This is a genomic window from Nocardiopsis sp. NPDC055551 (assembly GCF_053619415.1).
The window spans coordinates 389,286-413,904 of the sequence record NZ_JBSHJJ010000002.1; the positions used below are offsets into that span (position 1 = coordinate 389,286).

Genomic DNA, 24,619 nt, shown 5'->3' on the forward strand with positions numbered 1-24,619 from the left:
ACGGGGGTACTCGACCGCCCATCGCCATCACCAGGAGGAACGTGTGTGGCGCTACATCGGACGTAAGTCCTTCGTCTACCTGCTGACGTTCATCGTCGCGGTCACCATCAACTGGATGATCCCCCGCTTCATGCCCGGCGACCCCGTCCGGAGCATGCTCACCCGCGCGGCGGTCGACGACCCCGACGCGCTCGCCCGCATGACCGATTACTACAACGGGGTTTTCGGCCTCGACAAGCCCCTGTACGAGCAGTACTTCGCCTTCTGGGCCGGACTGTTCCGGGGTGACCTCGGCATCAGCGTGATGCTGTACCCCCAGGAGGTCACCGACGTCATCATGCGCGCGGTGCCCTACACACTCGCGCTGCTGCTGCCCGCCATCCTCCTCAGCTGGATCATCGGCAACCGCTTCGGGGCCTTCGCCGCCCGTAGCAAGATCCTGGACAACACGCTCCTGCCGGTCGGTTACGTCCTGACCGCGACCCCGTACATGTGGCTCGCGCTGTTGCTCGCCTGGAGTCTGGGCATCGTCGCCGGGGTCTTCCCCACCTCCGGCGGCTACAGCTTCTCCCTGCGCCCGGAGTTCAGCTGGCTGTTCATCTCCAGCCTGATCACCCACTGGGTGCTGCCGTTCCTGTCCATGTTCGTCGTGGCGTTGGGCGGCTGGGCCATCGGCATGCGCAACCTCATCATCTACGAGCTGGAAGCGGACTACTCCAACTACCTCAAGTCCCTGGGCGCGCCCCGGAAACTGATCCGCCGCTACGCGTTCCGCAACGCGATGCTCCCGCAGATCACCGGTCTGGCCGTGCAGCTGGGCACGGTCATCGCCGGCGCCCTGCTCACCGAGATCGTCTTCAACTACCCCGGCCTCGGCAGCCTGATCCTCGATTCCCTGAACAGCCGCGACTTCTTCCTGCTCCAGGGGGTCTTCCTGTTCGTGGTCGTGGGCGTGCTGATCGCCAACTTCATCATCGACATCATCTACGTCCTGGTCGACCCGCGTACGCGCGTGCAGATGACGGGAGGCGCGTCATGACCAACGTTCCCGGAGCGCCGGGGTCGGCCGATTCCGGCACCGCCCCCGAACCGGTCGCCGAGCGCAAGGTCTCCGAGACCCTGCACTTCGCCCGGCGCAACCCCAAGCTCCTCATCGGGCTGAGCATCGTGCTCGGCTTCCTGCTGCTCGGCCTCGTCGGGCCCTTGTTCGTCGACCACGGCCCCAACCAGTACGTCGGTCCGCAGACGCAGCCGCCCAACGGCGAGTACTGGTTCGGCACCACCACGTTCGGTCAGGACGTGTGGGCCCAGTTCGTCTACGGAGTGCGTTCGACCTTCATCATCGGTTTCCTCGGCGGCGGCATCGCCTTCGTCATCGGCACCACGGTCGGATTCGTCGCCGGGTACAAGGGCGGGATTATCGACGAGATCCTCAACATGATCACCAACGTCGTGCTGGTGCTGCCCGCCATGGTCGTGCTGATCGTGGCCGTGGCCTACCTGGACGTCCAGGGTCTCTTCACACAGGGCCTGTTCATCGGTCTGACCTCCTGGCCCTGGGCCGCGCGAGCGGTCCGCTCCCAGGCGCTGACCCTGGCCAACCGCGACTACGTGGACCTGGCCCGGCTCAGCGGACGGCGCACCTGGCGGATCATCACCGCCGAGATGGCGCCCAACATGAGCTCCTACCTGGTGATGTCGTTCATCCTGATGTTCGGTGGGGCCGTCCTCATCGCCGCCGGACTCGACTTCATCGGTCTGGGCCCCACCAATGGTGTCTCCCTCGGCATGATGTTGGAGAGTTCCATGCAGTGGAGCGCCCTACAACTCGGCATGTGGTGGTGGTTCCTCCCGCCGGGTGCCGGGATCACCGCGATCGTCGGTTCGATGTACATCCTCAACGTCGGGTTGGACGAGGTCTTCAACCCCAAGCTGCGGGAGCTGTGATGACACTCCGCGTCAACGACCTGAAGGTCTACTACCAAACCCTGCGCGGGGACGTCCACGCCCTCGACGGGGTGAGCTTCGACCTCGCCGACGGGGAGATCATGGGCCTGGCCGGTGAGTCCGGCTGTGGCAAGACCACCCTCGGCAAGAGCCTGATCCGGCTGGACAACCGGATGCGGCACGTCGACGGCACCGTCGAGCTGGACGGCGAGAAGCTGCCCATCTCCGACGACGACGCCATGAACCCCTACCGGTACCACGAGATCTCGCTCATCCCGCAGTACGCGATGAGCGCCCTCAACCCCACCCGCAAGATCGGGCGGATGATCAACGAGCTCCTGAAGGCCCGAGGGGTGAAACCGGCCAAGATCGCCGACGAACTGCGCCGCCGCCTCGAACTGGTGGGCCTGGACCCCGACGTCCTCGACCGGTTCCCCATCGAGCTGTCCGGCGGCATGAAGCAGCGCGTGGTCATGGTGATGTCCACCCTGCTCGACCCGTCCCTGCTCATCGCCGACGAGGCCACCTCGGCCCTGGACGTGTCCACCCAGCGTTCGGTGGTGGAGTCCATGGTGGAGTTCCGTGACCGGGGCTTCATCAAGAGCATGATCTTCGTGACCCACGACATCTCGCTCGTCTACCAGATGGCCGACACGGTCATGGTGATGTACGCGGGCCGGGTCGCGGAGAAGGCGCCGGCCTCCACGATCATCAACGACCCACAGCACCCGTACACCAAGATGCTCATCGGCGCGTTGCCGGAGGTGGGATCCACCACCGCCGACACCCGCCTGGAGGGCATCCCGGGCACCCCGCCCGGACTGCTCGACCCGCCCACCGGCTGCCGGTTCAAGGCCCGGTGCCCCATCGCCTCGGAGGAGTGCTCCGAGACGCCGCCGCTGGTGGAGATCGAACCCGGCCACTGGGCCGCCTGCTGGAAGACGGGGAGGTAGCGCCGTGCTGGAACTGAGCCATGTGCACAAGGTGTACCGGGTGGGCGCGTTCGGCGGCGCCAAGCTGCGCGCGGTGCGCGACGTGAACCTGGTGGTGGAACCGGGCGAGGTGGTGTCGCTGATCGGTGAGTCCGGTAGCGGCAAGAGCACCATCGGCAAGATGGTGCTGGGCCTCACCAATCCCAGCCAGGGCAGCATCACCTTCGAAGGCAAGGACGTGACCCGCCTGAGGGGGTTCGCCGAGAAGAAGGAGTACTACCGCCACGTGCAGGGCGTCTTCCAGGACCCCTTCAGCTCCTTCAACCCCATCTTCAAGGCCGACCGGGTCTTCGAGATGATCCGTTCCTCCTACTTCCCGGGCGTCTCCGACGCCGACTGGCGGAAGAAGGTCCTGGACGTGATCGGGACGGTCCGCCTGGACCCCGAGAACGTCCTGAACAAGTACCCGCACCAGCTCAGCGGCGGGCAGTTGCAGCGACTGCTCATCGCGCGGGCACTGTTGTTGGACATCCGTCTGCTGGTGGCCGACGAGATCATCAGCATGCTGGACGCCTCGACCCGGATCGACGTGCTCAACCTGCTGGCCGACCTCAAGGAACGCGGCCTGGGGATCCTCTTCGTCACCCACGACCTGTCGCTGGGCAACTACGTCAGCGACCGGTCGGTGATCCTGCGCAAGGGCGCCATCGCCGAGATGGGCCCGACGAAGCAGGTGTTCGACAACCCGCTGCACCCCTACAGCCGTCACCTGCTCTCGTGCGTGCCCCAACTGCACCGCACCTGGGCCGAGGTGGACGCCGAACTGGCCGCGGACCCACCCGAGGACGTCCAACTGCCCGTGGTCGCCGAGGGCGACGACTCCGCCCCACTGGTGGAGGCGGAGCAGGGGCACTTCGTCGGAATCGATCAGCGCTGACCCTCCCCTCTTTCGGGGGACGGTGGCACACAGAGGGAAGAGGAGCACGCATGACCGCGTGGTTCGACCTGCACGACGGCTGGACACTGGCCGCGACGCCCCATGAGGGCGCGCTCGCCGAACCGGCCGCCGCGCTCCATGGGGCCGGGGGGCTCACCGCGACCGTGCCGGGCTGCGTCCACACCGACCTGCTCGACCACGATCTGATCGAGGACCCCTACCTCGACGACAACGAGACCCGTCTGGGTTGGATCGGGCGCACCGACTGGAGCTACACCCGCCCCCTGGCGGCGGAGGTCGTCGCCCTGGCCGGTGACATGCCGGCCGAACGCGTCGACCTGGTGTGCGAGGGACTGGACACCTTCGCCACCGTCCGGGTCGGCGACCGCGAGGTGGGGCGCACCGCGAACATGCACCGGTCGTACCGGTTCGACGTCACCGAGGCGCTGGGCGAGGCCGGGGCGAGCCCCGGGCTGGAGGTGCGTTTCGACGCCCCCTACCGGCGCGCCGAGGCCGAGCGTGACCGTCTCGGGCCGGTGCCCGCCGCCTACGACGAGCCCTACCAGTACGTCCGCAAGATGGCCTGCAACTTCGGCTGGGACTGGGGGCCGACCGTGGTCACCTCCGGGATCTGGCGGCCGATCCGCCTGCACGCCTGGTCGACGGCGCGTCTGGCGTCGGTGCGGCCGCTGGTCTCGGTCTCCGCGGACGGCTCCCGGGGAAGGGTCTCCCTGCGGTTGAACGTGGAGCGCACCGAGGCGGGGAACGACACCGTGTTGACGGTGAACGCGTCGGTCGCCGGAGTCACCGGGACCGTCACGATCCCGGCAGGGGAGGACGAGATCGCCCTCGACCTGGAGGTGAACGACCCCGACCTGTGGTGGCCACGCGGCCACGGCGGCCAACCCCTGTACGACCTGTCGGTGGAACTGTCCGCGCCCGGTGTCGTCCTGGACACCTGGGAACGCCGGATCGGGTTTCGCGACGTGGCGGTGCACAGCGCCCCCGACGAGCACGGGGCGGCCTTCGCGGTCCGTGTCAACGGTCGCGACATCCTGGTCAGGGGCGCCAACTGGATCCCCGACGACACCTTCCCCTCCCGGCTGGACCGGGCCCGCTACACGGAGGCGATCGACCAGGCCTGCGGGGCCGGGATGAACCTGCTGCGGGTGTGGGGCGGTGGGATCTACGAGGCGGACGACTTCTACGACGTGTGCTCCGAGCGCGGCGTCCTGGTCTGGCAGGACTTCCTGTTCGCCTGCGCCGCCTACCCGGAGGACGAGCCCCTGTGGTCGGAGGTGGAGGCGGAGGCCCGAGACGCGGTCGTCCGCCTGTCCCCGCACGCCTCGCTCGCGGTGTGGTGCGGAAACAACGAGAACATCTGGGGCCACGAGGACTGGGGCTGGAAGGAGAAGTTGGCGGGGCGGTCCTGGGGGGCCGGGTACTACCTGGACCTGTTGCCTCGGGTGGTGGCCGAACTCGACCCCACCCGCCCCTACTGGCCGGGCAGCCCGTACTCCGAAGGCGAGGGTGTGCACCCCAACGACCCCGCCCACGGCACCATGCACCTGTGGGACGTGTGGAACGAGCTGGACTACACGGTGTACCGGGACCGCAGGCCGCGGTTCGCCGCCGAGTTCGGATACCAGGCGCCGGCGAACCACGCGACCCTGCGCGCGGCCGTGTCGGACGACCCGCTCACCCCCACCTCACCGGGTGTGCTGCACCACCAGAAGGCGATCGACGGCAACGGCAAGCTCGCTCGCGGGCTCGCTCTGCACTTCGGCGACCGTGAGTGGTCCTACGACGACTGGCACTACCTCACCCAGGTGAACCAGGCCAGGGCGCTGACCGTGGGCATCGAGCACTTCCGTTCCACCTGGCCGTACTGCACCGGCACGGTGGTCTGGCAGATCAACGACTGCTGGCCGGTCACCTCCTGGGCGGCGGTGGACGGCGCGGGCAGGCGCAAACCCCTGTGGTACGCGCTGCGCCGCGTCTACGCCGACCGGGTCGCCACGGTCCAACCCGTCGACGACGGGCTGACCGTGGTGCTGGGCAACGACACCGACACCGAGTGGGTGACGGAGCTGACGGTGACGCGCCGTGACATCGCCACGGGGTCGGAACTGGCGGCCTCCTCGCACCCGGTCCGGGTGGCGCCGCGCGGCGCGCTGCGGGTCCCGGTGCCCGAGGAGGTGTCTCGGTCCGGCGAGCCGGGCGGTGAGGTGATCACCGTCGACGGGGCGGACGAGCGCGCGTGGTGGTTCTTCGCCCGAGACCACGAGATCGCGTACAGAAAACCGGAATTCGAAGTGGAAACCCGGGTCATTGGTTCCGATTTGCGGGTGAAGGTGCGGGCCGGAGTGCTCTTGCGGGACCTGGTCCTGAACGTCGACAGGATCGCCCCGGACGCCGTCGTGGACAGCGCCCTGGTGACCTTGTTGCCGGGGGAGGAGCACACGTTCACCGTTCACGGCGGCGCCGACCTCGATCCGGGGAAGGTGTCGGCGTCACCTGTCCTGAGGTGCGTCAACGACACCCTTGTGGCCTCTTTGTGAGCATCATGTGACGTTCCGGTGATCGCCACCTGAATAACACGGGACCCCCATGCGGCCCGCCGGTATTCCTCGGCGGGCCGTGTGTGTTGCCACACTCGAAACCCTCACTCGGGGCGCCGGCTGTGGTACGTTCAAGGTGATTGTTAGTCGTTGAATTTCGCAGTTGGTGTCTTGCCCGCGGAGTTTGTGACCGGCGGGCGGTTTCTCATGGAGTCGGCTCGCGGCAATTATCGGGCGTGAGTATGCGTCCGTGTTACACCGAGCTGAAGGAGAGAACATGGCTCAGGGAACTGTGAAGTGGTTCAACGGCGAGAAGGGCTTCGGCTTCATCTCCCCCGACGGCGGCGGCCCCGACGCCTTCGTTCACTACAGCGCCATCCAGGGTTCGGGCTTCCGTAACCTGGAGGAGAACCAGCGCGTGGAGTTCGAGATCGTCGAGGGCACCCGTGGCCCGCAGGCCGAGAACGTCGTCGCCATCTAACGATCGCACAGACGTAGCGTCGTCGCCCCGCTTAGCAGGGGCGTGAACGTCGCCGAACACCCCCGGACGGGTACCACCCGCCGGGGGTGTTCTTTTTGTGTCCGCGGGGTCCGCGTGCCGTGCGCACGGCGCCGGACACACGAACGCCCCGGCCGTGGGGAAGACGGTCGGGGCGTTCGACGTTCGGATCAACCGGCCAGGAGGCGCTCCGTGTGCTCGCGCACCTCGGGGGTGTCCAGGCCGCGCACGGTCACGGTGGTGCGGCGACGCAGCGCGTCGTCGACGGTCACCGCCCACTCGTGGTCACGGGCGAAGACGACCTGCGCCCACACGTCCGGGCCGTCCGGGTGGATGCGCTCGCCCAGCTCCGGCCGGTCGCGGACCAGGGCCGCGATGTCCATGGCCAGGCTCCCGTAGTGGGTGGCCAGGTGTCGGGCGACGAGCGGGTCCACGCGTGCCCCCGGCTCACGGTCGATGATGAGCCGCTGGGTGACCGCGTCGGGGCTGGCCAGACCGGGCAGCGGAACGGTCCGCAGCGGGTCGGCCATGCCCTCGCCCAGCGGCACGGACGACACCTTGCGCAGCGCCTCCACCACGGTCCGACCGATGTGCCGGTAGGTGGTCCACTTGCCGCCGGCCACCGACAACATCCCGCCGCGACCCTGGGAGACCACGGTCTCCCGCTTGGCGGAACTGGTGTCTCCGGGGCCGCCCGGCAGCACGCGCAGGCCGGCGAACGAGTACGTCATCCGATCACGGTCCAGGTAGGAGGGGTCGATGCCCATCGACGCCTCGCTCAGGATCTGGTCCACATCGGAGGGGACCACGCCCACGTCGGCCGGGTCGCCCTCGTAGGCCTCGTCCGTGGTCCCGAGCAGCAGGTGACCCTCCCACGGGATCGCGAAGGACACCCGGTACTTGTCCACGGGGATGGTCAGCGCCGCGCGCCACGGGTCCGGGGTGTTCAGCACCAGGTGGGCACCCTTGGACAGGCGCACGCTGGGCGCCGCGTTCGGGTCCTCCATACGACGCAGGTGGTCCACCCACGGGCCGGTGGCGTTGAGCACCAGTCGCGCGTCCACGCCGAACTCCTCGCCGGAGACCCGGTCGCGCAGTTCGGCGCCGGTGACACGACCGCTGGTGGTGCGCAGTCCCCGCACCTCGGCGTGGTTGAGCACCACGGCACCGGCGTCCACGGCCGCGCGCACCGACATGACGGCCATGCGGCTGTCGTTCATCTGGTGGTCGCTGTAGGCGGCCACCGACTTGAGCCCGTCGGTGCGCAGGCCCGGGGCCAGGCGCTTGGCCTGCTTGGGGGAGAGCAGCCGGCCCATGCCGTCGCCGAAGGCCGACAGCGCCGAGTACAGGAAGACGCCCGCACCCATCTTCGCGGCGCCGTGCGGGCCGTCGTTGTAGATGGGCACGAGGAAGGGGCGGTGGTTGACCAGGTGCGGGGCGACGTCGGAGGCCAGCGAGCGACGTTCGCGGTGGTTCTCGGCGACCAGGCGCACGTTGCCGGTCTGAAGGTAGCGCAGTCCGCCGTGCACGAGCTTGGAGGAGGCGCTGGAGGTGGCGCCGGCGAAGTCGCCGGCGTCGACCATGGCCACACGCAGTCCGGCCTGGGTGGCGGTCCACGCCACGGAGGTCCCGAGGATGCCGCCGCCGATGACCAGGAGGTCGAAGGTGCCGCGGGTGAGTTCCTCACGGGTGTGGCTCCGGTATAGGGGTGTGGCGCGGTGGGTGTCGGCCTTCATGGCTGGTGCTCCGTCCGTTGGGGAGGGGTGGCTGGTGCACGTACCTGAACGGACTCCGCGATTCAGGCTGGTGTCGACTGCATGATACGACAATGCCGAACGATGCCCAAGGTTGACCGCCCCTTGTTCTGAACTCCGCCTTCTCGGCGGTACTGGGGGATGCTGCGCCAGAGGCTGATGTGACACGGTGGAGTGAAAGTGTCGCCAGTGGTGCACGGCATGCGACATTGTCGCACATTGGAGGTCTCGCAGGCCTTCGAGGGTTCGGGTTCTGGAATCCAACCTCTCGTAAGACGACATCCCGGTTTCGGGGACGGAATCACGACCTGGATTCCGGGTTCCACGGATTGCCCCACAGGGCGGGCGTTCCCGGTTCTACGATGAGCCCCATCATGGCCACTAGGTACTCTCCCACCATCCGGCGACGCCGCCTGTCCGCCGAACTCCGCCGGATCCGGCTCGCCGCGCGCAAGACCGGCGAAGAGGTCGCCGCCGACGCCGGTCTGTCCAAGTCCACCTACTCCAACATCGAGTCGGGGGTGAAGAAGAGGCCCACGGTCGCCGAGGTCAAGGCGGTCCTGGAAGTCTGCGAGGTTCCTCCCGGGCGTGAGTTCGACGAGATCCTCGACCTGTGCCGCCAGTCCCTGGAACGCGGCTGGTGGACCCGCTACCGCGACGTCCTGGCCGCGCGCTTCGTCGGCTTCGAGACCGAGGCGAGCGCGATCACCACCTGGCAGCCCCTCATGATCCCCGGGCTCCTCCAGGTGCCCGAGTACATGAAGGTCAACGCCCAGGCCTGCCTGGCCGGCCCCCAGGAGATCCGGCGGGCCATCGACGCCCGCATGACCCGTCAGCGCATCCTGGAGGACCAGGATCCTCCCCGGCTGTGGGCGATCTTCGACGAGGGTTCCCTCCTGCGTTTGAAGGACCACCCGCGGACCAAACGCGTCCAGGTCGAGCACCTCCTGGAGATGGCGCGGCGCCCCAACGTCACCGTGCAGCTGACCCGCGCGGACCGGCTCAACCCCGGAAGCGGTGGCTCGTGCGTGGTGTTGGAGTTCCCCGACCCCATCGACCCCACGGTCGTCTTCCTGGAGACCACCACCGACGGCATCTACCTGGAGGAGCCGGACGAGGTGGTCCGCTACCAGAACCTGGTGGACCACCTACGGCTGGTGGCCCTTCGCCCGGCGGAGACCCTGGAGTACCTCCAAGAGGTGCACCTGGACCCATGAGGACGGGGGCGCCCGACCGAGGTCGGACGCCCCCGTGGGGTTTCGTACGGGGTTCTCGGTGGGGATCAGCCGCCGAAGCCGGTCAGCTTCCAGATCCAGGAACCGATCACGGCACCGATGATGGGACCGACGATCGGGACCCAGGAGTAGCCCCAGTCCGAGGAGCCCTTGCCGGGAATGGGCAGCAGGGCGTGCGCGATACGCGGGCCCAGGTCACGGGCCGGGTTGATGGCGTACCCGGTGGGACCACCGAGGGACATACCGATCGCGAACACCAGCAGACCCACCATCAGCGGGGCCAGACCGTTGGCGAACAGGTCGGACAGCATGACGCCGCCCTCCGAGGACACCGCGTCGGCGTTGGCACCGATGCCGAGGATGCCCAGCAGCAGCAGCGCGGTACCGATGATCTCCGTGACCAGGTTGAGGAGCGGCTTGCGCACCGCCGGAGCGGTGGAGAAGACGCCCAACTTGGCGCCCTGGTCCTCGGTGTGCTCCCAGTGCGGGAGGTAGGCCAGGTACACCAGGACGGCACCGACGAAGGCACCCGCGATCTGGGCGGCGATGTAACCGGGCACCAGCGCCCACTCGAAGTCGCCGATGCTGGCCATGCCCAGCGTGACCGCCGGGTTGATGTGGGCGCCGCTGGTGGTGCCGACGACGTAGATGGCCATCGTGACCGCCATGCCCCAGCCGAACGTCACGACGATCCAGCCCGCGTTGAGGGCCTTGGACCGGGCTAGAGAGACACCCGCGACGACACCACAGCCGAGCAGGGTGAGGATCGCGGTTCCGATGAATTCTGCGAGATAGACCATGGGGATCTCCGCCCCCTTGGCGGGGGCAGCCGGGTCACGGGTGTCACCTGGCCGGTGTGGCGTGAACCGCAGCGGATTCGCGCCTACACGGGCATAATCGGACACACCCGTCACATTTGAATGGGGAGTGGGCACCTGGTCGGTGCCCTGGATCCGCGCCCCAAGGGTTCCAGTTCGCTCTGTCCCCTTGGGGCGCGGTCACGCGTGTGGTGCGGGACGGCTGACGTCCGCCCGTACGCTTCAGGCGTTCTCGTGCTCGACCCAGCCCAGGGTGCGCTCGACGGCCTTGTTCCAGTTGTGGTACTCGCGTTCACGAACCGACGAATCCATCTTCGGGTTCCATTCGGCGGCCTTGTGCCAGTTGGCGCGCAGCGTCTCGATGTCGGGCCAGTAACCCACGGCCAGACCGGCCGCGTAGGCCGCGCCCAGACACGTGGTCTCGGCGACCATCGGACGCACCACCTCGGCGTCGAGCACGTCGGACAGGATCTGCATGAGCAGGTTGTCCGCGGTCATGCCGCCGTCGACCTTCAGGGTGGTCAGATCGATCTGCGAGTCGGCGTTCATGGCGTCGACGACCTCGCGGGTCTGCCAGGCCGAGGCCTCCAGGACGGCGCGCGCGATGTGACCCTTGTTCACGTAACCGGTCAGGCCGGCGATGACGCCGCGGGCGTCGCTGCGCCAGTGCGGGGCGAACAGGCCGGAGAAGGCCGGAACGATGTAGCAACCGCCGTTGTCGTCCACGGTGCGGGCCAGGGTCTCGATCTCCGGAGCGGAGGAGATCAGGCCGAGGCTGTCGCGCAGCCACTGCACCAGGGAGCCGGTGACCGCGATGGAGCCCTCCAGCGCGTACACCGCCGGGGTGTCCCCGATCTTGTAGCCGAGGGTGGTGAGCAGCCCGTTCTCGGACTTGATGGGCTTGGTGCCGGTGTTCATGACCAGGAACGTGCCGGTGCCGTAGGTGCCCTTGACGTCGCCCGGGTCGAAGCAGGTCTGACCGAACAGCGCGGCGTGCTGGTCGCCCAGTGAGGAGGCGACCGGGGTGCCGGCCAGGTAGCCGGTGGACTCGCCGTAGACCTCGGAGGAGGACCGGATCTCCGGCAGGAGGCTCGCCGGGATGTCCATGGCCGCCAGGATCTCGTCGTCCCAGGCCAGGGTCTCCAGGTTCATCAGCATGGTGCGGCTGGCGTTGGTGACGTCGGTGACGTGCTTGCCGGTCAGCTTCCAGATCAGCCAGGTGTCCATGGTGCCGAACAGCAGCTCACCGCGGTCGGCGCGCTCGCGGACCCCCTCGACGTTGTCGAGGAGCCAGCGGATCTTGGGGCCGGAGAAGTAGGTGGCCAGCGGCAGACCGCACTTGGGACGGAAGCGGTCCTGGCCCTCCTCACCGCCGAGTTCACGGGCGATCTCGTCGGTGCGGGTGTCCTGCCAGACGATCGCGTTGTAGACCGGCTCACCGGTCTCCTTGTCCCAGATCAGCGTGGTCTCGCGCTGGTTGGTGATACCGATGGCGGCGATCTGGTCGGGGGTGATGTCGCTCTTTTGCAGCGACTTCTGGACGACGGACTCGACGTTGGTCCAGATCTCCAGGGCGTCGTGTTCCACCCAACCCGGCTTGGGGAAGATCTGGCGGTGCTCACGTTGATCGACCGAGACGATGCGCCCGTCCTGGTCGAAGAGGATGCAGCGGCTCGACGTGGTGCCCTGGTCGATCGCGGCGATGTACTGCTGGCTCATCGGTCTCGCCTTCAGATGGACGTGGATGGGGACGGGGGGTCGGAACATGCATTACAGCGGTCATCCCCGCATGGCGTACGACAATGACGTATGATTAGGCGTTAGTTTCGACTGTGTTTCCTTCCCATGTCAAGAGCGCGTGACGCAATCGTGTCGCGTGAGTCACAAGCCCTAGACCCCCACCATCTCAGGCGAAGGCGGACATCAGAAGAACCCCACTCCGGAAACCACGGTGAGCGGGGTTCGTCCGACGGGGTCGCAAGCGCGCTCGTGGCGGGCCTCAGTACGGGGTCACGCCCAGGTCGCGGGAGATCGCGCGAGCCGCGTCGCGGATGTAGGAGACCTGCTCCATGTCGGGGCGGCCGGCCTCGTCGCGCAGGCGCTCGACCGCGCCGCGCACCCCGATCGCGCCGACGGTCACTCCACGCCGGTCGCGGATGGGCGCGGCTATGGACACCTCGCCGTCGACGAGTTCCTCCACTTCCCAGCCCCAGCCCTGTTCGCGGATCTCGTCCAGACCCGCTTCCAGGTCGGCCATGGTGGTGACCGTATGGCGGGTGAAGGCGGTGAGTTCCACGGGGGAGTCGGTCTCCACCGCGGCCACGTCCTCGGGGACCGCCAAGGGGTCGAAGGCCATCAGGACCTTGCCCAGGGCCGTCGCGTGCAACGGCAGCAACGTGCCCACGTCCAGGGTCTGACTGGAGGAGTCGGGGCGGAAGACGTGGTGCACCACGAGCACCTGGTGCTTGTGCAGGGTGCCGATGCGCACGCTCTCCCCGCTTCGGGAGGCCAGGGTGTCGGCCCAGTTCAGGGCCCGGGTCCGCAGTTCGTTGCCGTCCAGGTAGCGGGTGCCCAGGCTGAGCATGCCCCCGCCCAGGCGGTAGCGACTCGACTCGGGGTCCTGCTCCACGAACCCCACGTGTTGCAAGGTGCGAAGGATGCCCAGGGCCGTGCCCTTGGGCAGTTGGAGGGATCGGGAGATCTCGGCCAGGCTCAGTCCCCGGGCGCCACTGGCCAGCAGCCGCAGGATAGCGGCGGCGCGTTCGATGGACTGGATTCTTCCCGGCATTGCGGTGCTACCACTCTCTAGTACGACAATGTCATACGCCAGATGCTACTACGCGATGTGACGCTCGACACCTGCCGGCCCCGGGTTCACGGCGGAGCCGGGTAAGTGTACCGAGGCTCCACCCCGCTGACCTGCGGCCGGGCCCGATCAGAGTTGGGCGACGGCCTTCGCGGTCGCCTTCGCCGCGTCCTCGACGTCGCTGTCGGTGATCTCCAGGCTCACGACCATCCGGATACGGTCACCGCCGCCCGTCGCGAGCACCCCCTGCGCGGCGAACGCCTCCACGTACCGACCGGCCTCGCCCTCGGGGGTGGTCACCAGCACCATGTTGGTTCGCGCCACCGCGTCCAGGCCGGGAAGCTCGTTCAGGAGTTCGGCCAGGCGAGCGGCCCGCTCGTGGTCCTCCACCATGCGTTCACGGTGATGGCGCAGCGCGTACAGGGCACCCGCGGCGATGACGCCCGCCTGACGCATACCGCCGCCGAGCAGCTTTCGACCGCGCCGGGCCCGCCGAATCGTGTCCGCGTCACCGGCCACCGCCGAACCCACCGGTGCGCCCAGGCCCTTGGAGAAGCACACCGAAACCGTGTCGAAGCCCTCGGCCACCACGGCCGGCCCCACCTCCAGGTGGGCGGCGGCGTTCCACAGCCGGGCGCCGTCCAGGTGCGCCCTCAACCCGTGGGCGTGCGCGAAGTCGGTCACGCGCCGCTGCTCGGCCAATGGGACGACCCGACCGGAGAAGGTGTTCTCCAACCACAACAGGGCGGGATCCGCGCGATGCACGTCGCCCAGCCCGGTGATCCACCCGTCGAGGAGCTCTTGGGCGGGGAACGGGTCGCCCGAGTACAGCCTCGGCAGGACCCGGGACAACACGACCGCCGCGCCCTGTTCGTCACCGATGAGGTGGTGGTTCTCGTGCGCCCACACCTCCTCGCCGCTGCGGGCCGCCACCCACAGGCCCAGCTGGTTGGCCATGTGGCCGGAGGTGACGTAGAGGGCGGCCTCCTTGCCGAGCAGGGCGGCCGTCTCCTCCTCCAGTTCGCGGACGGTGGGGTCCTCGCCCCACACGTCGTCGCCGACCTTCGCCTCGGCCATGGCCAGGCGCATTTCCTTCGTGGGTCGGGTGAAGGTGTCCGAGCGCAGGTCGATCATGAGGGTCCCCCGGGGTGGCTGAGGCGGCCGCGGCGACGCGGAAGAGGCGGGTACGGCCATGACGATACTGGGCGACCCTTCGCGGTGGCCTACCCGCCCGGTGTGGATCAGCCCTCATCCGCCAGGCTCAGGGAGGTGTCGCCGTCGTGCAGGGCGTAGCGGCGATACCAGGAGTCCAAGGTTCGGGGGCCGTGGCCGTCCAGTCGGGCCATGACCTCGCGGGCGAACTCGACCGGTGCCGTCGCGGCGGCGGTGACCAGGTCACCGTCGGTGACGGCCAGCCGGGCCAGATAGCGGTGACCGCCCGCGTAGCCGGTGGTCGTGACCAGATCCTGTCGGCACACCCCGGTGTGGTCCCGGTAGTCCAGGAGGCCCTCGCGTGCGAGGCCGACCGTGGCCGATCCGATCGCCCCGACCGGAACCCCGGCGTCCAGGAAGATGCCCGCGGCGGAGGCCAAGGGGGCCATGACCTCGGGGGAGTGGTCCCACGCTTCCGATCCGGGGAGCACCAGCATCGCGCTCGCGGAGGGGATGAGCTGCGGCAACGTGATGTCGGGGAGGAGGGTGAGGCCGCCGGCGGTGGTCACGGGCGCTCCGGTCAGGCCCACGGTGACGATTTCGCGGCTCCCGAGCCCGAGTGGACCCAACCCCGAACGCACGTGCGCGACCGCGTGGCCGTACTGCCAGTCGGCCATCTGGTCGTAAACAGCGAGGTGGAGGGAGGTGCGGAGCTCTGCGTTCATGGCAAGAGGTTGAAGTCTGGAAGGGCGGGGTGTCAATTTACGGATACCAGGGTTCTGGTGGCGGCTGCGCTCGCTTTCGGTTTTATTCGTGGGTGCCGTGAAAATACCGGTCTGGTGGTTCGGGTGGGAACTTGTCCAGATGACGGAGGGTGAGGAAGTAGGGATGAGGTGGAGGCCGGTAGGGGAAACGCCCGGCCGTGAGCGCGTGGTGCATGCGTGCTTCGGCGGATGTCGGGGCTCTTCTGGTTCTTCCTGGCCGCCGATTTGAACGACAACCCATGGGCGAGTCTCTGACCTTTCCGGTCGCGCACACGAAAAAGGGCTCAGCAGACGCTGCAATGTCTCCTGAGCCCCACACGCCCTGAATTCCAAGCTGCGATTACTAAGAAAGCAGGATCAATGACGAATCCTGGAGGGCGAGGGTGTCCCGCTGTCGCGGGAGCGCGTGGCCGGCTGAGGGGTCAGTTGCGGATGGCGATGAGGATCGCGCTCGTCCACAGGGCGACGGCGGCGCTCACGCAGACGCCCGCGATGACCATTTCCAGGGCCGCGCCGGTGAGGACGGCGACGAAACCGGCGATCGCCAGCAGGCACAGGGCCGCCGCCGTCCAGAGGTACTGCCTTTGATCGAAGAGTGGGGCGAGGGGGAAGAAGTGCAGTCCCACGATCAGCGCGATCGTGGGCGGCAGGAAGATCAGCTGGTCGGTGCGCACCAGGGCGAACACCGCCGCCGCGATCAGAACGATCTGGGTGATGTTGACCACGCCCACCCAGCGGTTCCACGAACGTGGAAGGACGCGCTCGCGTCGTCGATGACCCTGGCTCGCGTAGCGAATCCCCTGGAGGATCACCAGGAGGGACACCAACGCGGACACGATCATGGCCAGGAGCGGGGCCTGACTCAGGTTCCCCCATCCCGCCACAGCCCAGATGAAGGCGAAGACGCTGAGGATGATGATCCCCTGGCGTCGGATCCGGTCGTCCAGGAGCTGAGGTTCTGTGGTCGCAGGCACGCGATCACCCTACGGGCGGAGCGTGTCGTTTCATTGCCGTGAGCAGGGCCGGTTCCGGCCGGCGCGTCCCGCGAGCACCGATTTCAGGCCTGTGACCTGCGTCTCCGTCACAGAACCTCACCTGTGTGTTCACAGGACCTCACAAATGGTATTACCATTCTCGGAGCCTGGTCCAAGAGCAGGTCAAGGCGGTACTCGGTGTCCGCCACGTCCCACCCCGCCCAGTGGAAGGCTCCGTCGTGGAGAACTTCGAACCCGTGTACGGCACGGGTCCCCTCCTCGGGATCGCGGCGGGCGCCATCGCGCTCCTGCTGTTCCTGATCATCAGATTCAAACTGCACGCCTTCATCGCGCTCGTGCTGGTCAGCGTGATCACCGCGCTCGCCGCCGGCATCCCGGTCGCCGGGGTGGTGCCCACCCTCCTGGACGGCTTCGGCGGAACACTCGCGAGCGTCGCCCTCCTGGTCGGCCTCGGTGTGATGATCGGCCGCCTGCTGGAGATCACCGGTGGCGCGGCCGTCCTGGCCGGTGCCCTCATCAAGCTGTTCGGCGAGAAGCGGGCCCCGCTGGCGCTGGGCGTGGCCTCACTGCTGTTCGGCTTCCCGATCTTCTTCGACGTCGGCCTCGTCGTGATGCTGCCGATCGTCTTCAGCGTCGCCCGTCGCGTGGGCGGCTCCGTGCTGCTCTACGCCCTGCCCACCGCCGGCGCCTTCGCGGTGATGCACGCGTTCGTCCCGCCGCACCCCGGTCCGGTCACCGCCGCCGTCGAGATCGGCGCCGACATGGGGCTGACCCTGCTCATCGGTGCCCTTCTGGCCATCCCCACCTGGTACCTGGCCAGCTACCTGTTCGGCCTGTGGGCGGGCAAGCGCTGGGAGCTCCCCGTCCCGGACGACATCATGTCCGACGGTGAGGTCAAGCACGAGAACCCGCCGCACCTGATGACCGTCATCAGCGTCCTCCTCCTGCCGATGCTGCTGATCTTCGCCAACACCGGTATCACCACCGTCGCCGCCACCGGCGCGGTGCCCGAGGAAGCCACGTGGGTGCAGGTCATGCGCCTGGTCGGTGAGACCCCCATCGCCCTGCTCATCACCGTCGTCTACGCGATGGTCGTGCTCAGCAAGGGCCGCTTCACGCGTACCAGGGTGGAGGAGATCGTGGGCGGGGCGCTCGGCCCGGTCTGCGCGATCATCCTCATCACCGGCGCCGGCGGCATGTTCGGCGGGGTCCTGCGCACCAGCGGTATCGGTGACGCCCTCGCCGACAGCCTGGATTCCACGGGCATGCCGGTCATCCTCGCGGCGTTCATCATCGCCCTGGCCCTGCGCGTCGCCCAGGGCTCGGCCACCGTCGCCATCACCACCGCCGCGGGCCTCATCGCCCCGGCGGTGCAGGCCACCTCGGGGCTGAGCTCCATCGACCTGGCCCTGATCGTGATCGCCATCGCCTCCGGAGCCACGGCCCTGTCGCACGTCAACGACTCCGGCTTCTGGCTGGTCGGCCGCTTCCTGGGCATGGACGTCAAGACCACGCTCAAGACCTGGACCGTGATGGAGACCCTGATCGGCTTCATCGGCTTCGGGCTCGCCTTCGGTCTGTCCCTGGTCCTGTAGGTGGAACGGGCCATGGTCGCCGGGCGACCCGAACGCGGCTCACCCCTGCGGGGGGCGGGTGTCCTTCAACGCGTCGGAGACCTCGGTGACGATGGCCCGCATCGCCGCCTCCGCCACGTCCGGCAGCCCGTCCCGGATGGCCTGCGCCACCGCCGTGTGCAGGCGCAACGCCTCCGGGCGCGGCTGGTGCGGCATCAGGTCGTAGGAGGTGCGGCCGACCAGGACCTCGGTCACCACGTCCGAGAGCCCGGCCAGCATCTCGTTGCCGGACAGTTCCAGGATGCGCCGGTGGAACGTGACGTCCAGGTCCATGAACGTGTCGAGCTTGCCGGCCCGACCGGTCAGTGTCATCTGTTCGGCCAGCACCACCAGCCGGGCCCGCTCGTCGGCGGGGCCGCGTTCGGCGGCCAGGGCCGCGGCGCCCGGTTCCACGGCCGCTCGCAGTTCGTTCAGGGATCGCAGCTGGTCCATGCGGGCGTCTCCGGCCAGGCGCCAGCGGATCAGCTGCGGGTCGAACACGCTCCAGTCGCGCCGGGGCCGGACCCGGATGCCGGTGCGGGGGCGACTGATCACCAGGCCCATGGACTCCAGGACCCGCACCGCCTCGCGGGCGACCGTCCGAGAGACCCCGAATCCATCTTCCAACCCGCTCAGCGTGAAGGTGTGACCGCAGGCGTACTCGCCCGCGGCGATCGCCGGGCCGAGCACCGCCAGCACCCGGTTGTGCAACGTGCGGTGCGTCGTGCCCATCGGCGGTCCCTCGTACTTCCCGGTTCTGCTGCTTCGGCCGCTATGGGCCGGGGTCAGCCTGAAGCCTAACGGGAACGATTGATAACACTATTGGTGGTGCCGCCGAGTGGCGGGCCACGAGACGGAGAGACCATGCACTTTGTCTTCATGGGTGTGTCCGGTAGCGGCAAGACGAGTGTGGCCCAGCGGGTCGCGGTCCGTCTCGGGCTGCCCTTCGCCGAGGCCGACGACTTCCACCCCGAGGCCAACATCCGCAAGATGGAGTCGGGGGTGCCCCTGACCGACGAGGACCGTGGACCATGGCTGCGTGAACTGGCCCGCTGGATCGGTGCGAACGACGCCCTGGGCGAGTCCACCGTGATGGCCTGTTCGGCGCTCAAACGCGACTACAGGGACCTGCTGAGGGCCGGGGCCTCGGATGTGCACTTCCTCCACCTGCACGGAACACAGGAGGTGATCTGGGAGAGGCTCGACGCCCGAGAGGACCACTTCATGCCGTCGGGGCTGCTGCTCTCCCAGATGCAGACCCTGGAACGGCTCGGCCCGGACGAGGCCGGCCGGGAACTCGACGTGCGCGAGGACCTGGACACGCTGACATCGCAGGCCCTGGAGTACGTGGGGGAGCGGATGGGGGCCACGGGGGTCTGATCCGTCCCGCTCCGTTACGTCATGCCACGGCCACGGTCCGTTGTGTGGCATTACTCCACTTGTGCAGTGGGGCGCGGCACGCGACCCTGTTCGTCATGCAAGACTCCCAACCGTCCCCCACCGCCACCGCGTCCCGCCCCTTCAGCGTGGTGCCCCCGCCCCGGAAGAGCCTTCTGGCCCCGGCCCACCCGGGAGTGCGTCCCCCGCTGGACGTGCGTCAGACCTGTGTCCTGATGTTCGTCGCCGCGGCCCTGTACGGCCTGCTCGCCTACCTGGTCGGGAGCATGCTTTCCGAAGGCGTCCACGCGAGCGTGACGACCGAATTGTGGCTGCTGCTCGTGATGGCGGCCCTGGTCGGCCTCGGCCTGGTCGCGCTGGCACTGCCGGTCCGTCGAGCCGGTCACGTGCTCTGGCGGGCCTCCCAGATCGGTTCACTGTTCGCCTTCGGTACCGCGCTGTTCACGCTGTTCCTGGCGGCTTGGCTCGCCGACACCCCGCTGATGCTGGCGGGGACCGTGGCGGCGCTCTCCGCGATCGTCCTCAACATCGCGCTGTGGAGCACCAACGTGCGTCGCTGGTGCCACGAGTAGCACCAGGCCACTCCACTTCGACAAAGGGCCCGGCGGGTTTTGAACGAACCGTTCCCCGCCGGGCCTTCCCCATGTCCGGTCAGTCGTCCTCTTCGCCATCGGCCAGGACGTGCAGTCGGGCCAAGTGCTCGCCGTCGTCCTCGCCGTGACGGGCGACGTACACCTCCCGGGCCTCGTCCGCGACGTCGCCGATCTCGTCCTCGAAGCCGTAGTCGATGAGGTCGTCCAGGAGATCGAGTGCGCGATGGAGGGGATCATCCTCCTCGTCGTCATCCTCGCTCTTGGCGGGCAGGTGCGCGTTGACCAGGGACAGCACGACGGCGCGTGCCTCCTCGACCGCGCTCTCCGCGCCGGCGGCACCGCTCAGGCGGATGCGGGTGATGGGGTCCTCGTCGGCGATCAGCATGAGCTGTTCGGTGAGCCAGGCGCTGTCCTGACCTTCGAGGAACGCGGTGAGGGACGCGTCGTCCAGGGGTGTGTCCATTCGCAGATCATAGGACGCTCGAAGGGTCCTCGGTCCGAAACGGACACCATGTCGGAAAAGTTAAATCATCCTATGACAGGATAACTTTGAGAGAATGTACTGAAGCGAGTACTCAGGGTCATGGGATTCGGGTTTCCGTTGCCCCCTTTAAGATCCCGAACAGTTGAACACCTGGACGCGAAAAACCGAGCTATGGATCACGGCACAGATCTGAAACGGTTGTATTAATACCCAGCCGTCTATCTTCCCAGGGGCTCGTGAACCGGTTTAGGGTCCACAGCAATCGTTCTGGGCCTCAACCCCACGTCCCCCTGAGGTGGACCACATGTTCACGAAGTCTTCCCGAAAGCCGCTCGGTCTCGTGGCCGTCGCGGCGTCGCTCACCCTGGTGGCGACAGCCTGTGCGGAGAGTGACCGCGGCTCCGGCGACGGCGAGCAGCCGTTCGTCTTCGGGGCCGCCGGTGACATCACGTCACTGGATCCCTTCCTCACCAACGACGGCGAGACCTACCGTTACAGCCGGCAGGTCTTCGAAACCCTTCTCGATCACGAATCCGGTGGTTCGGAAATCGTCGGCGGTCTCGCCGAGACCTGGGATCAGTCCGAGGACGGCACCGTCTGGACCTTCAACCTCCGCGACAACGTCACCTTCCACGACGGCGACGAATTCAACGCCGAGGTCGTCTGCGCCAATTTCGATCGCTGGAACAATCTGACCGGTGCCTACCAGAGCTCCAACCTGTCCTACTACTGGCAGTCGATCTTCGGTGGATTCGCCGAGCCCGACGAGGACTACAGCACCGGAGAATCCCGTTACGTCTCCTGTGACGCCGAGGACGAGCTCACCGCCGTCATCGAGATCTCCGAGTACTCCTCGATCTTCCCCGGTGGATTCAGCCTCGCCGCCTTCGGCATCATGAGCCCCACCACCCTGGAGACCATGGAGGGCCAGGAGGTCACCGGTGAAGAGGGCAACCTGAGCCTCCCCGACTTCGCCCAGAGCGCCGGCTCACTCGCCGGCACCGGTCCGTTCACCGTCGAGGAATGGAACCAGGACCAGGCCGAGGTCACCCTCAACCGGTACGACGACTACTGGGGCGACCCGGCGGGCTTCGAGACCATGATCCTGCGGAGCATCCCCGACGAGACCGCCCGCCGCCAGGCGCTGGAGGCCGGTGACATCCAGGGCTACGACCTGGTCGCCCCGGCCGACGTCGCGCCGCTGGAGGACGCCGGTTTCCAGGTGCCCACCCGTGACGTGTTCAACGTCCTGTACATGGCCTACCAGCAGGAGAGCCACGAGGCGCTCGCCGAGATGGAGGTCCGTGAGGCCCTCTCCCACGCGGTGGACCGCCAGCGCATCGTCGACACCATCCTCCCCGAGGGTGGCGAGGTCGCCACGCAGTTCCACCCGGACACCCTCGACGGTTGGTCCGAGGACGTGCGGACCTTCGACTACGACCCGGACAAGGCCCGCGAGATGCTCGCCGACGCCGGGTACGAAGACGGCTTCGACGTCGAGTTCTGCTACCCGACCGAGGTCACCCGCCCGTACATGCCCGCCCCCAAGGACATCTTCGACGTCATCACCGAAGACCTCCAGGAGGTCGGCGTCACCGTGGAGGCCACCCCCTACGAGTGGTCCGTCTACTCCGGCCAGGTCGACAGCGGCAACTGCCCGATGTACCTGCTCGGCTGGACCGGTGACTACAACGACGCCTACAACTTCATCGGCACCTGGTTCTCCACCCACAACGACGCGTGGGGCATGGACGAGGAAGAGCTCTTCGACAAGATGACCGAGGTGAGCACCAACCCCGACGAGGAAGAGCGCGTCGCCGGTTACCAGGAGCTCAACGAGATGGTCATGGACGCCCTGCCGGGGCTGCCCATCTCCAGCTCCCCGCCCTCGATCGCCTTCTCGCCCGACGTCGAGCCGCCCAACGTCAGCCCGCTGACGCAGGAGAACTTCGGCGAAGCCTCCTGGAAGTAGTACCTCCGCCGGGCCCGACCGCCACGCCGGTCGGGCCCGGCACCACGGGTGCCCCATGGCGGTGTCCCCCCGTCGCCGCACCTCCCCTGGGGCGATCCCCCGATCATCCGAACCTTCCACCACTGGCGAAAGGCGGCGAAGGTGCTGCGATTCATCGTCAGGCGACTCCTACAGCTCATCCCGACACTGGGTGGCCTGTCGATCCTGCTGTTCGTCTGGCTCCAACGGCTGCCGGGCGGGCCGGAGTACGCCCTCCTCCCCGACGACGCGACCCCTGAACAGCGTGCGATGCTGCGGCGGTCGCTCGGCCTGGACGAACCACTCATGGTTCAGTACCTGGCCTTCCTGCGCAGAATCGCCCAAGGCGACCTCGGGACATCGCTCCAGACCTCACGTCCGGTCCTGGACGAGTTCTTCCTCAGGTTCCCGGCGACGTTCGAGCTGGGCGTGACCGCGATCCTCATCGCCGTCATCATCGGACTTCCGCTCGGTTACCTCGCCGCGCGCCGCCGCGGCACCATCCTGGACTTCGCCGCCGTCGGCGGTTCCCTCCTGGGCATCTGCACCCCGGTCTTCTTCCTCGCGTTCATCCTCAAGGTGGTCTTCGCCGAGGGCATGGGGTGGTTCCCCTCGGCCTTCCGGCTCTCCCCGGGGCTCACCCGCACCGACATCACCGGATTCGTCGTCCTGGACGGTGTCATGACCCGTGAATGGGACGTGGTCTGGGACGCGCTCGCCCACCTGGCCCTGCCGGGGCTGGCGCTGGCGTCCATCCCGTTGGCCGTCATCACCCGTATGACCAGGGCGAGCGTCCTGGAGGTGATGGAAGAGGACTACGTGCGCACGGCCAACGCCAAGGGTCTGCACCGGACCACGGTCCGCACCCGCCACGTGCTGCGCAACGCCCTGTTGCCGGTGGTCACCGCCGTCGGTCTGCTCACCGGCAGCCTCTTCGCGGGGGCCGTCCTCACCGAGAGCGTGTTCGCCTTCCCGGGCATCGGTTCGTTCGTGTACATCGCCACCCAGGAACGCGACTATCCGGTCCTGACCGGGTTCATCCTGCTCATCGCCACCATGTACGTGTTCATCAACCTCCTGGTCGACATCTCGTACAGCCTCCTCGACCCGAGAGTGCGGGCCCAGTGATGCCTACGACACCGAGCTCCCAAAGCCCTTCCGAGACCGAAGAGAAGACGCCCCTCCACAAGCGCAAGGCCGCCAAGGTCGACCGGCTCGCCGAACTCATGGGCGACCGGGGCGACGACGGCCACGGTGCCGGGGTCTGGCGCGAGGCCTTCGGACGCATGCGGCGCAGCCCCATGGCGATCAGTGGCGCGATCATCGTCGTCGTGTTCTTGCTGGTGGCGCTGTTCTCACCGCTCATCGCCCCCTACAGCCCGACCTCACAGGCCTGGGGCAGCGAGGTCTTCCCCAACCGCAACGAGTTCGTCGGACCACGCGCCGAGAACTGGTTGGGCCTGGACCACCTCGGCCGCGACATGTTCTCCCGCATGGTGATCGGAGCCCGCCAGACCCTCATGGTCGGTGTGGTCGCCACCTTCGTCGGCTTCCTGTTCGGTGCCCTGCTCGGCGGCGTCGCCGGCGGCTGCACGGTCCTCGGTGGCCGGTGGGGGCGTCAGGTCGACAACGTCATCATGCGCGTCATCGACATGATGCTCGCGCTGCCGTCCCTGCTGCTGGCCGTCACCGTCGCCGCGCTCGTCGGACCCAGCCTGACCACCGTCATGCTCGCGGTCGGTATCGCCCAAATCCCGATCTTCGCCCGGCTGCTGCGCGGCGCGATGATCTCCCAGGGCAACCGCGAGTACGTACTGGCCGCGCAGGCCATGGGCGTGCGCAGCCACAAGATCGCCCTGACGCACATCCTGCCCAACTCCATGGGGCCGGTGCTCGTCCAGTCCACGCTCACCCTGGCGACCGCCATCATCGACGCGGCCGCCCTGTCCTACCTGGGTCTGGGCAACCCCGACGCGAACTTCCCGGAGTGGGGCACGATGCTCTCCGAGGCCCAACGGTTCCTGTCCAGCGCTCCGGCCCTGGCCGTCTACCCGGCCCTGGGCATCATCATCACCGCGCTCGGCTTCACCCTCCTGGGAGAGTCCCTGCGTGAGGCGCTCGACCCGAAGTTGAGGAAGTGA

General features: G+C 67.9%; 22 protein-coding genes. 13 read left to right on the forward strand and 9 right to left on the reverse strand.

Annotated features, from left to right (window positions below; all coding sequences use genetic code 11):
- The first annotated feature begins 43 nt into the window (after positions 1-43).
- The 6 genes from ACWGSK_RS05540 to ACWGSK_RS05565 all read left to right on the forward strand — a co-directional run bounded on the left by ACWGSK_RS05540 (position 44) and on the right by ACWGSK_RS05565 (position 6,858).
- On the forward strand, positions 44-1,039 hold the full coding sequence (locus ACWGSK_RS05540) for an ABC transporter permease (RefSeq protein WP_358503085.1): 996 nt from the start codon (positions 44-46) through the stop codon (positions 1,037-1,039).
- Positions 1,036-1,947, forward strand: a complete 912-nt coding sequence (locus ACWGSK_RS05545) for an ABC transporter permease (RefSeq protein ID WP_358503082.1) — start codon at positions 1,036-1,038, stop codon at positions 1,945-1,947. The genes ACWGSK_RS05540 and ACWGSK_RS05545 overlap by 4 nt, the downstream gene beginning before the upstream one ends.
- On the forward strand, positions 1,947-2,900 hold the full coding sequence (locus tag ACWGSK_RS05550) for an ABC transporter ATP-binding protein (RefSeq protein ID WP_358503079.1): 954 nt from the start codon (positions 1,947-1,949) through the stop codon (positions 2,898-2,900). Before ACWGSK_RS05545 ends, ACWGSK_RS05550 begins: the two co-directional genes overlap by 1 nt.
- Before the next feature lie 4 nt (positions 2,901-2,904).
- Positions 2,905-3,816, forward strand: coding sequence for an ATP-binding cassette domain-containing protein (locus ACWGSK_RS05555; RefSeq protein WP_452455291.1), 912 nt, complete (start codon positions 2,905-2,907; stop codon positions 3,814-3,816).
- Between the two features lie 50 nt (positions 3,817-3,866).
- The gene (locus ACWGSK_RS05560; RefSeq protein WP_452455292.1) at positions 3,867-6,377 is read left to right on the forward strand and encodes a glycoside hydrolase family 2 protein; all 2,511 of its coding nucleotides are present in this window, start codon (positions 3,867-3,869) and stop codon (positions 6,375-6,377) included.
- 277 nt (positions 6,378-6,654) lie between these two features.
- Positions 6,655-6,858, forward strand: a complete 204-nt coding sequence (locus ACWGSK_RS05565; protein ID WP_067601566.1) for a cold-shock protein — start codon at positions 6,655-6,657, stop codon at positions 6,856-6,858.
- Between the two features lie 188 nt (positions 6,859-7,046).
- On the opposite strand, the gene ACWGSK_RS05570 is transcribed toward ACWGSK_RS05565, so the two are convergent.
- On the reverse strand, positions 7,047-8,612 hold the full coding sequence (locus ACWGSK_RS05570) for a glycerol-3-phosphate dehydrogenase/oxidase (RefSeq protein ID WP_358503070.1): 1,566 nt from the start codon (positions 8,610-8,612) through the stop codon (positions 7,047-7,049).
- A 380-nt stretch (positions 8,613-8,992) separates the two neighbouring features.
- Between ACWGSK_RS05570 and ACWGSK_RS05575 the strand changes: the two genes are divergently transcribed.
- On the forward strand, positions 8,993-9,847 hold the full coding sequence (locus tag ACWGSK_RS05575; RefSeq protein ID WP_358503067.1) for a helix-turn-helix domain-containing protein: 855 nt from the start codon (positions 8,993-8,995) through the stop codon (positions 9,845-9,847).
- A 65-nt stretch (positions 9,848-9,912) separates the two neighbouring features.
- Here the strand turns inward: ACWGSK_RS05575 and ACWGSK_RS05580 are convergent, their stop codons facing one another.
- The 6 genes from ACWGSK_RS05580 to ACWGSK_RS05605 form a co-directional block, all read right to left on the reverse strand.
- Entirely contained in the window at positions 9,913-10,665 is a 753-nt protein-coding gene (locus tag ACWGSK_RS05580; RefSeq protein WP_358503064.1) for an MIP/aquaporin family protein, read from the reverse strand.
- A gap of 240 nt (positions 10,666-10,905) precedes the next feature.
- Complete coding sequence (glpK, locus tag ACWGSK_RS05585) at positions 10,906-12,402, reverse strand: glycerol kinase GlpK (RefSeq protein ID WP_358503061.1); 1,497 nt, start codon at positions 12,400-12,402, stop codon at positions 10,906-10,908.
- 280 nt (positions 12,403-12,682) lie between these two features.
- The gene (locus ACWGSK_RS05590; RefSeq protein ID WP_358503058.1) at positions 12,683-13,471 is read right to left on the reverse strand and encodes an IclR family transcriptional regulator; all 789 of its coding nucleotides are present in this window, start codon (positions 13,469-13,471) and stop codon (positions 12,683-12,685) included.
- 147 nt (positions 13,472-13,618) lie between these two features.
- On the reverse strand, positions 13,619-14,623 hold the full coding sequence (locus tag ACWGSK_RS05595) for a threonine aldolase family protein (RefSeq protein WP_358503055.1): 1,005 nt from the start codon (positions 14,621-14,623) through the stop codon (positions 13,619-13,621).
- 107 nt (positions 14,624-14,730) lie between these two features.
- Positions 14,731-15,366, reverse strand: coding sequence for a DJ-1/PfpI family protein (locus ACWGSK_RS05600; protein WP_452455293.1), 636 nt, complete (start codon positions 15,364-15,366; stop codon positions 14,731-14,733).
- Positions 15,367-15,827: 461 nt separating this feature from the next.
- The gene (locus ACWGSK_RS05605; RefSeq protein ID WP_067601588.1) at positions 15,828-16,379 is read right to left on the reverse strand and encodes a DUF7010 family protein; all 552 of its coding nucleotides are present in this window, start codon (positions 16,377-16,379) and stop codon (positions 15,828-15,830) included.
- A 239-nt stretch (positions 16,380-16,618) separates the two neighbouring features.
- On the opposite strand from ACWGSK_RS05605, the gene ACWGSK_RS05610 reads away from it, so the two are divergent.
- Positions 16,619-17,995, forward strand: coding sequence for a GntP family permease (locus ACWGSK_RS05610; RefSeq protein WP_067601591.1), 1,377 nt, complete (start codon positions 16,619-16,621; stop codon positions 17,993-17,995).
- 39 nt (positions 17,996-18,034) lie between these two features.
- Here ACWGSK_RS05610 and ACWGSK_RS05615 read toward each other — a convergent pair whose 3' ends face one another.
- Positions 18,035-18,745, reverse strand: coding sequence for a FadR/GntR family transcriptional regulator (locus tag ACWGSK_RS05615; protein ID WP_358503046.1), 711 nt, complete (start codon positions 18,743-18,745; stop codon positions 18,035-18,037).
- 132 nt (positions 18,746-18,877) lie between these two features.
- On the opposite strand from ACWGSK_RS05615, the gene ACWGSK_RS05620 reads away from it, so the two are divergent.
- Both ACWGSK_RS05620 and ACWGSK_RS05625 read left to right on the forward strand, forming a co-directional pair.
- Complete coding sequence (locus ACWGSK_RS05620) at positions 18,878-19,393, forward strand: gluconokinase (protein WP_067601597.1); 516 nt, start codon at positions 18,878-18,880, stop codon at positions 19,391-19,393.
- A 95-nt stretch (positions 19,394-19,488) separates the two neighbouring features.
- Positions 19,489-19,983, forward strand: coding sequence for a hypothetical protein (locus ACWGSK_RS05625; RefSeq protein ID WP_223809158.1), 495 nt, complete (start codon positions 19,489-19,491; stop codon positions 19,981-19,983).
- Positions 19,984-20,062: 79 nt separating this feature from the next.
- Here the strand turns inward: ACWGSK_RS05625 and ACWGSK_RS05630 are convergent, their stop codons facing one another.
- Positions 20,063-20,467 carry a hypothetical protein gene (locus ACWGSK_RS05630; RefSeq protein ID WP_067601600.1) on the reverse strand — a complete coding sequence of 135 codons (405 nt, stop codon included), beginning with the start codon at positions 20,465-20,467 and terminating at the stop codon, positions 20,063-20,065.
- A 325-nt stretch (positions 20,468-20,792) separates the two neighbouring features.
- Between ACWGSK_RS05630 and ACWGSK_RS05635 the strand changes: the two genes are divergently transcribed.
- The 3 genes from ACWGSK_RS05635 (at position 20,793) to ACWGSK_RS05645 (ending at position 24,619) form a co-directional block, all read left to right on the forward strand.
- Positions 20,793-22,460, forward strand: a complete 1,668-nt coding sequence (locus ACWGSK_RS05635) for an ABC transporter substrate-binding protein (RefSeq protein ID WP_067601603.1) — start codon at positions 20,793-20,795, stop codon at positions 22,458-22,460.
- 141 nt (positions 22,461-22,601) lie between these two features.
- Positions 22,602-23,606 (forward strand): ABC transporter permease, encoded by a 1,005-nt coding sequence (locus ACWGSK_RS05640; RefSeq protein WP_067601606.1) that lies wholly within the window; start codon positions 22,602-22,604, stop codon positions 23,604-23,606.
- A complete protein-coding gene (locus ACWGSK_RS05645) occupies positions 23,606-24,619 on the forward strand; it encodes an ABC transporter permease (RefSeq protein ID WP_358503039.1) in 1,014 nt (337 codons plus the stop codon). The genes ACWGSK_RS05640 and ACWGSK_RS05645 overlap by 1 nt, the downstream gene beginning before the upstream one ends.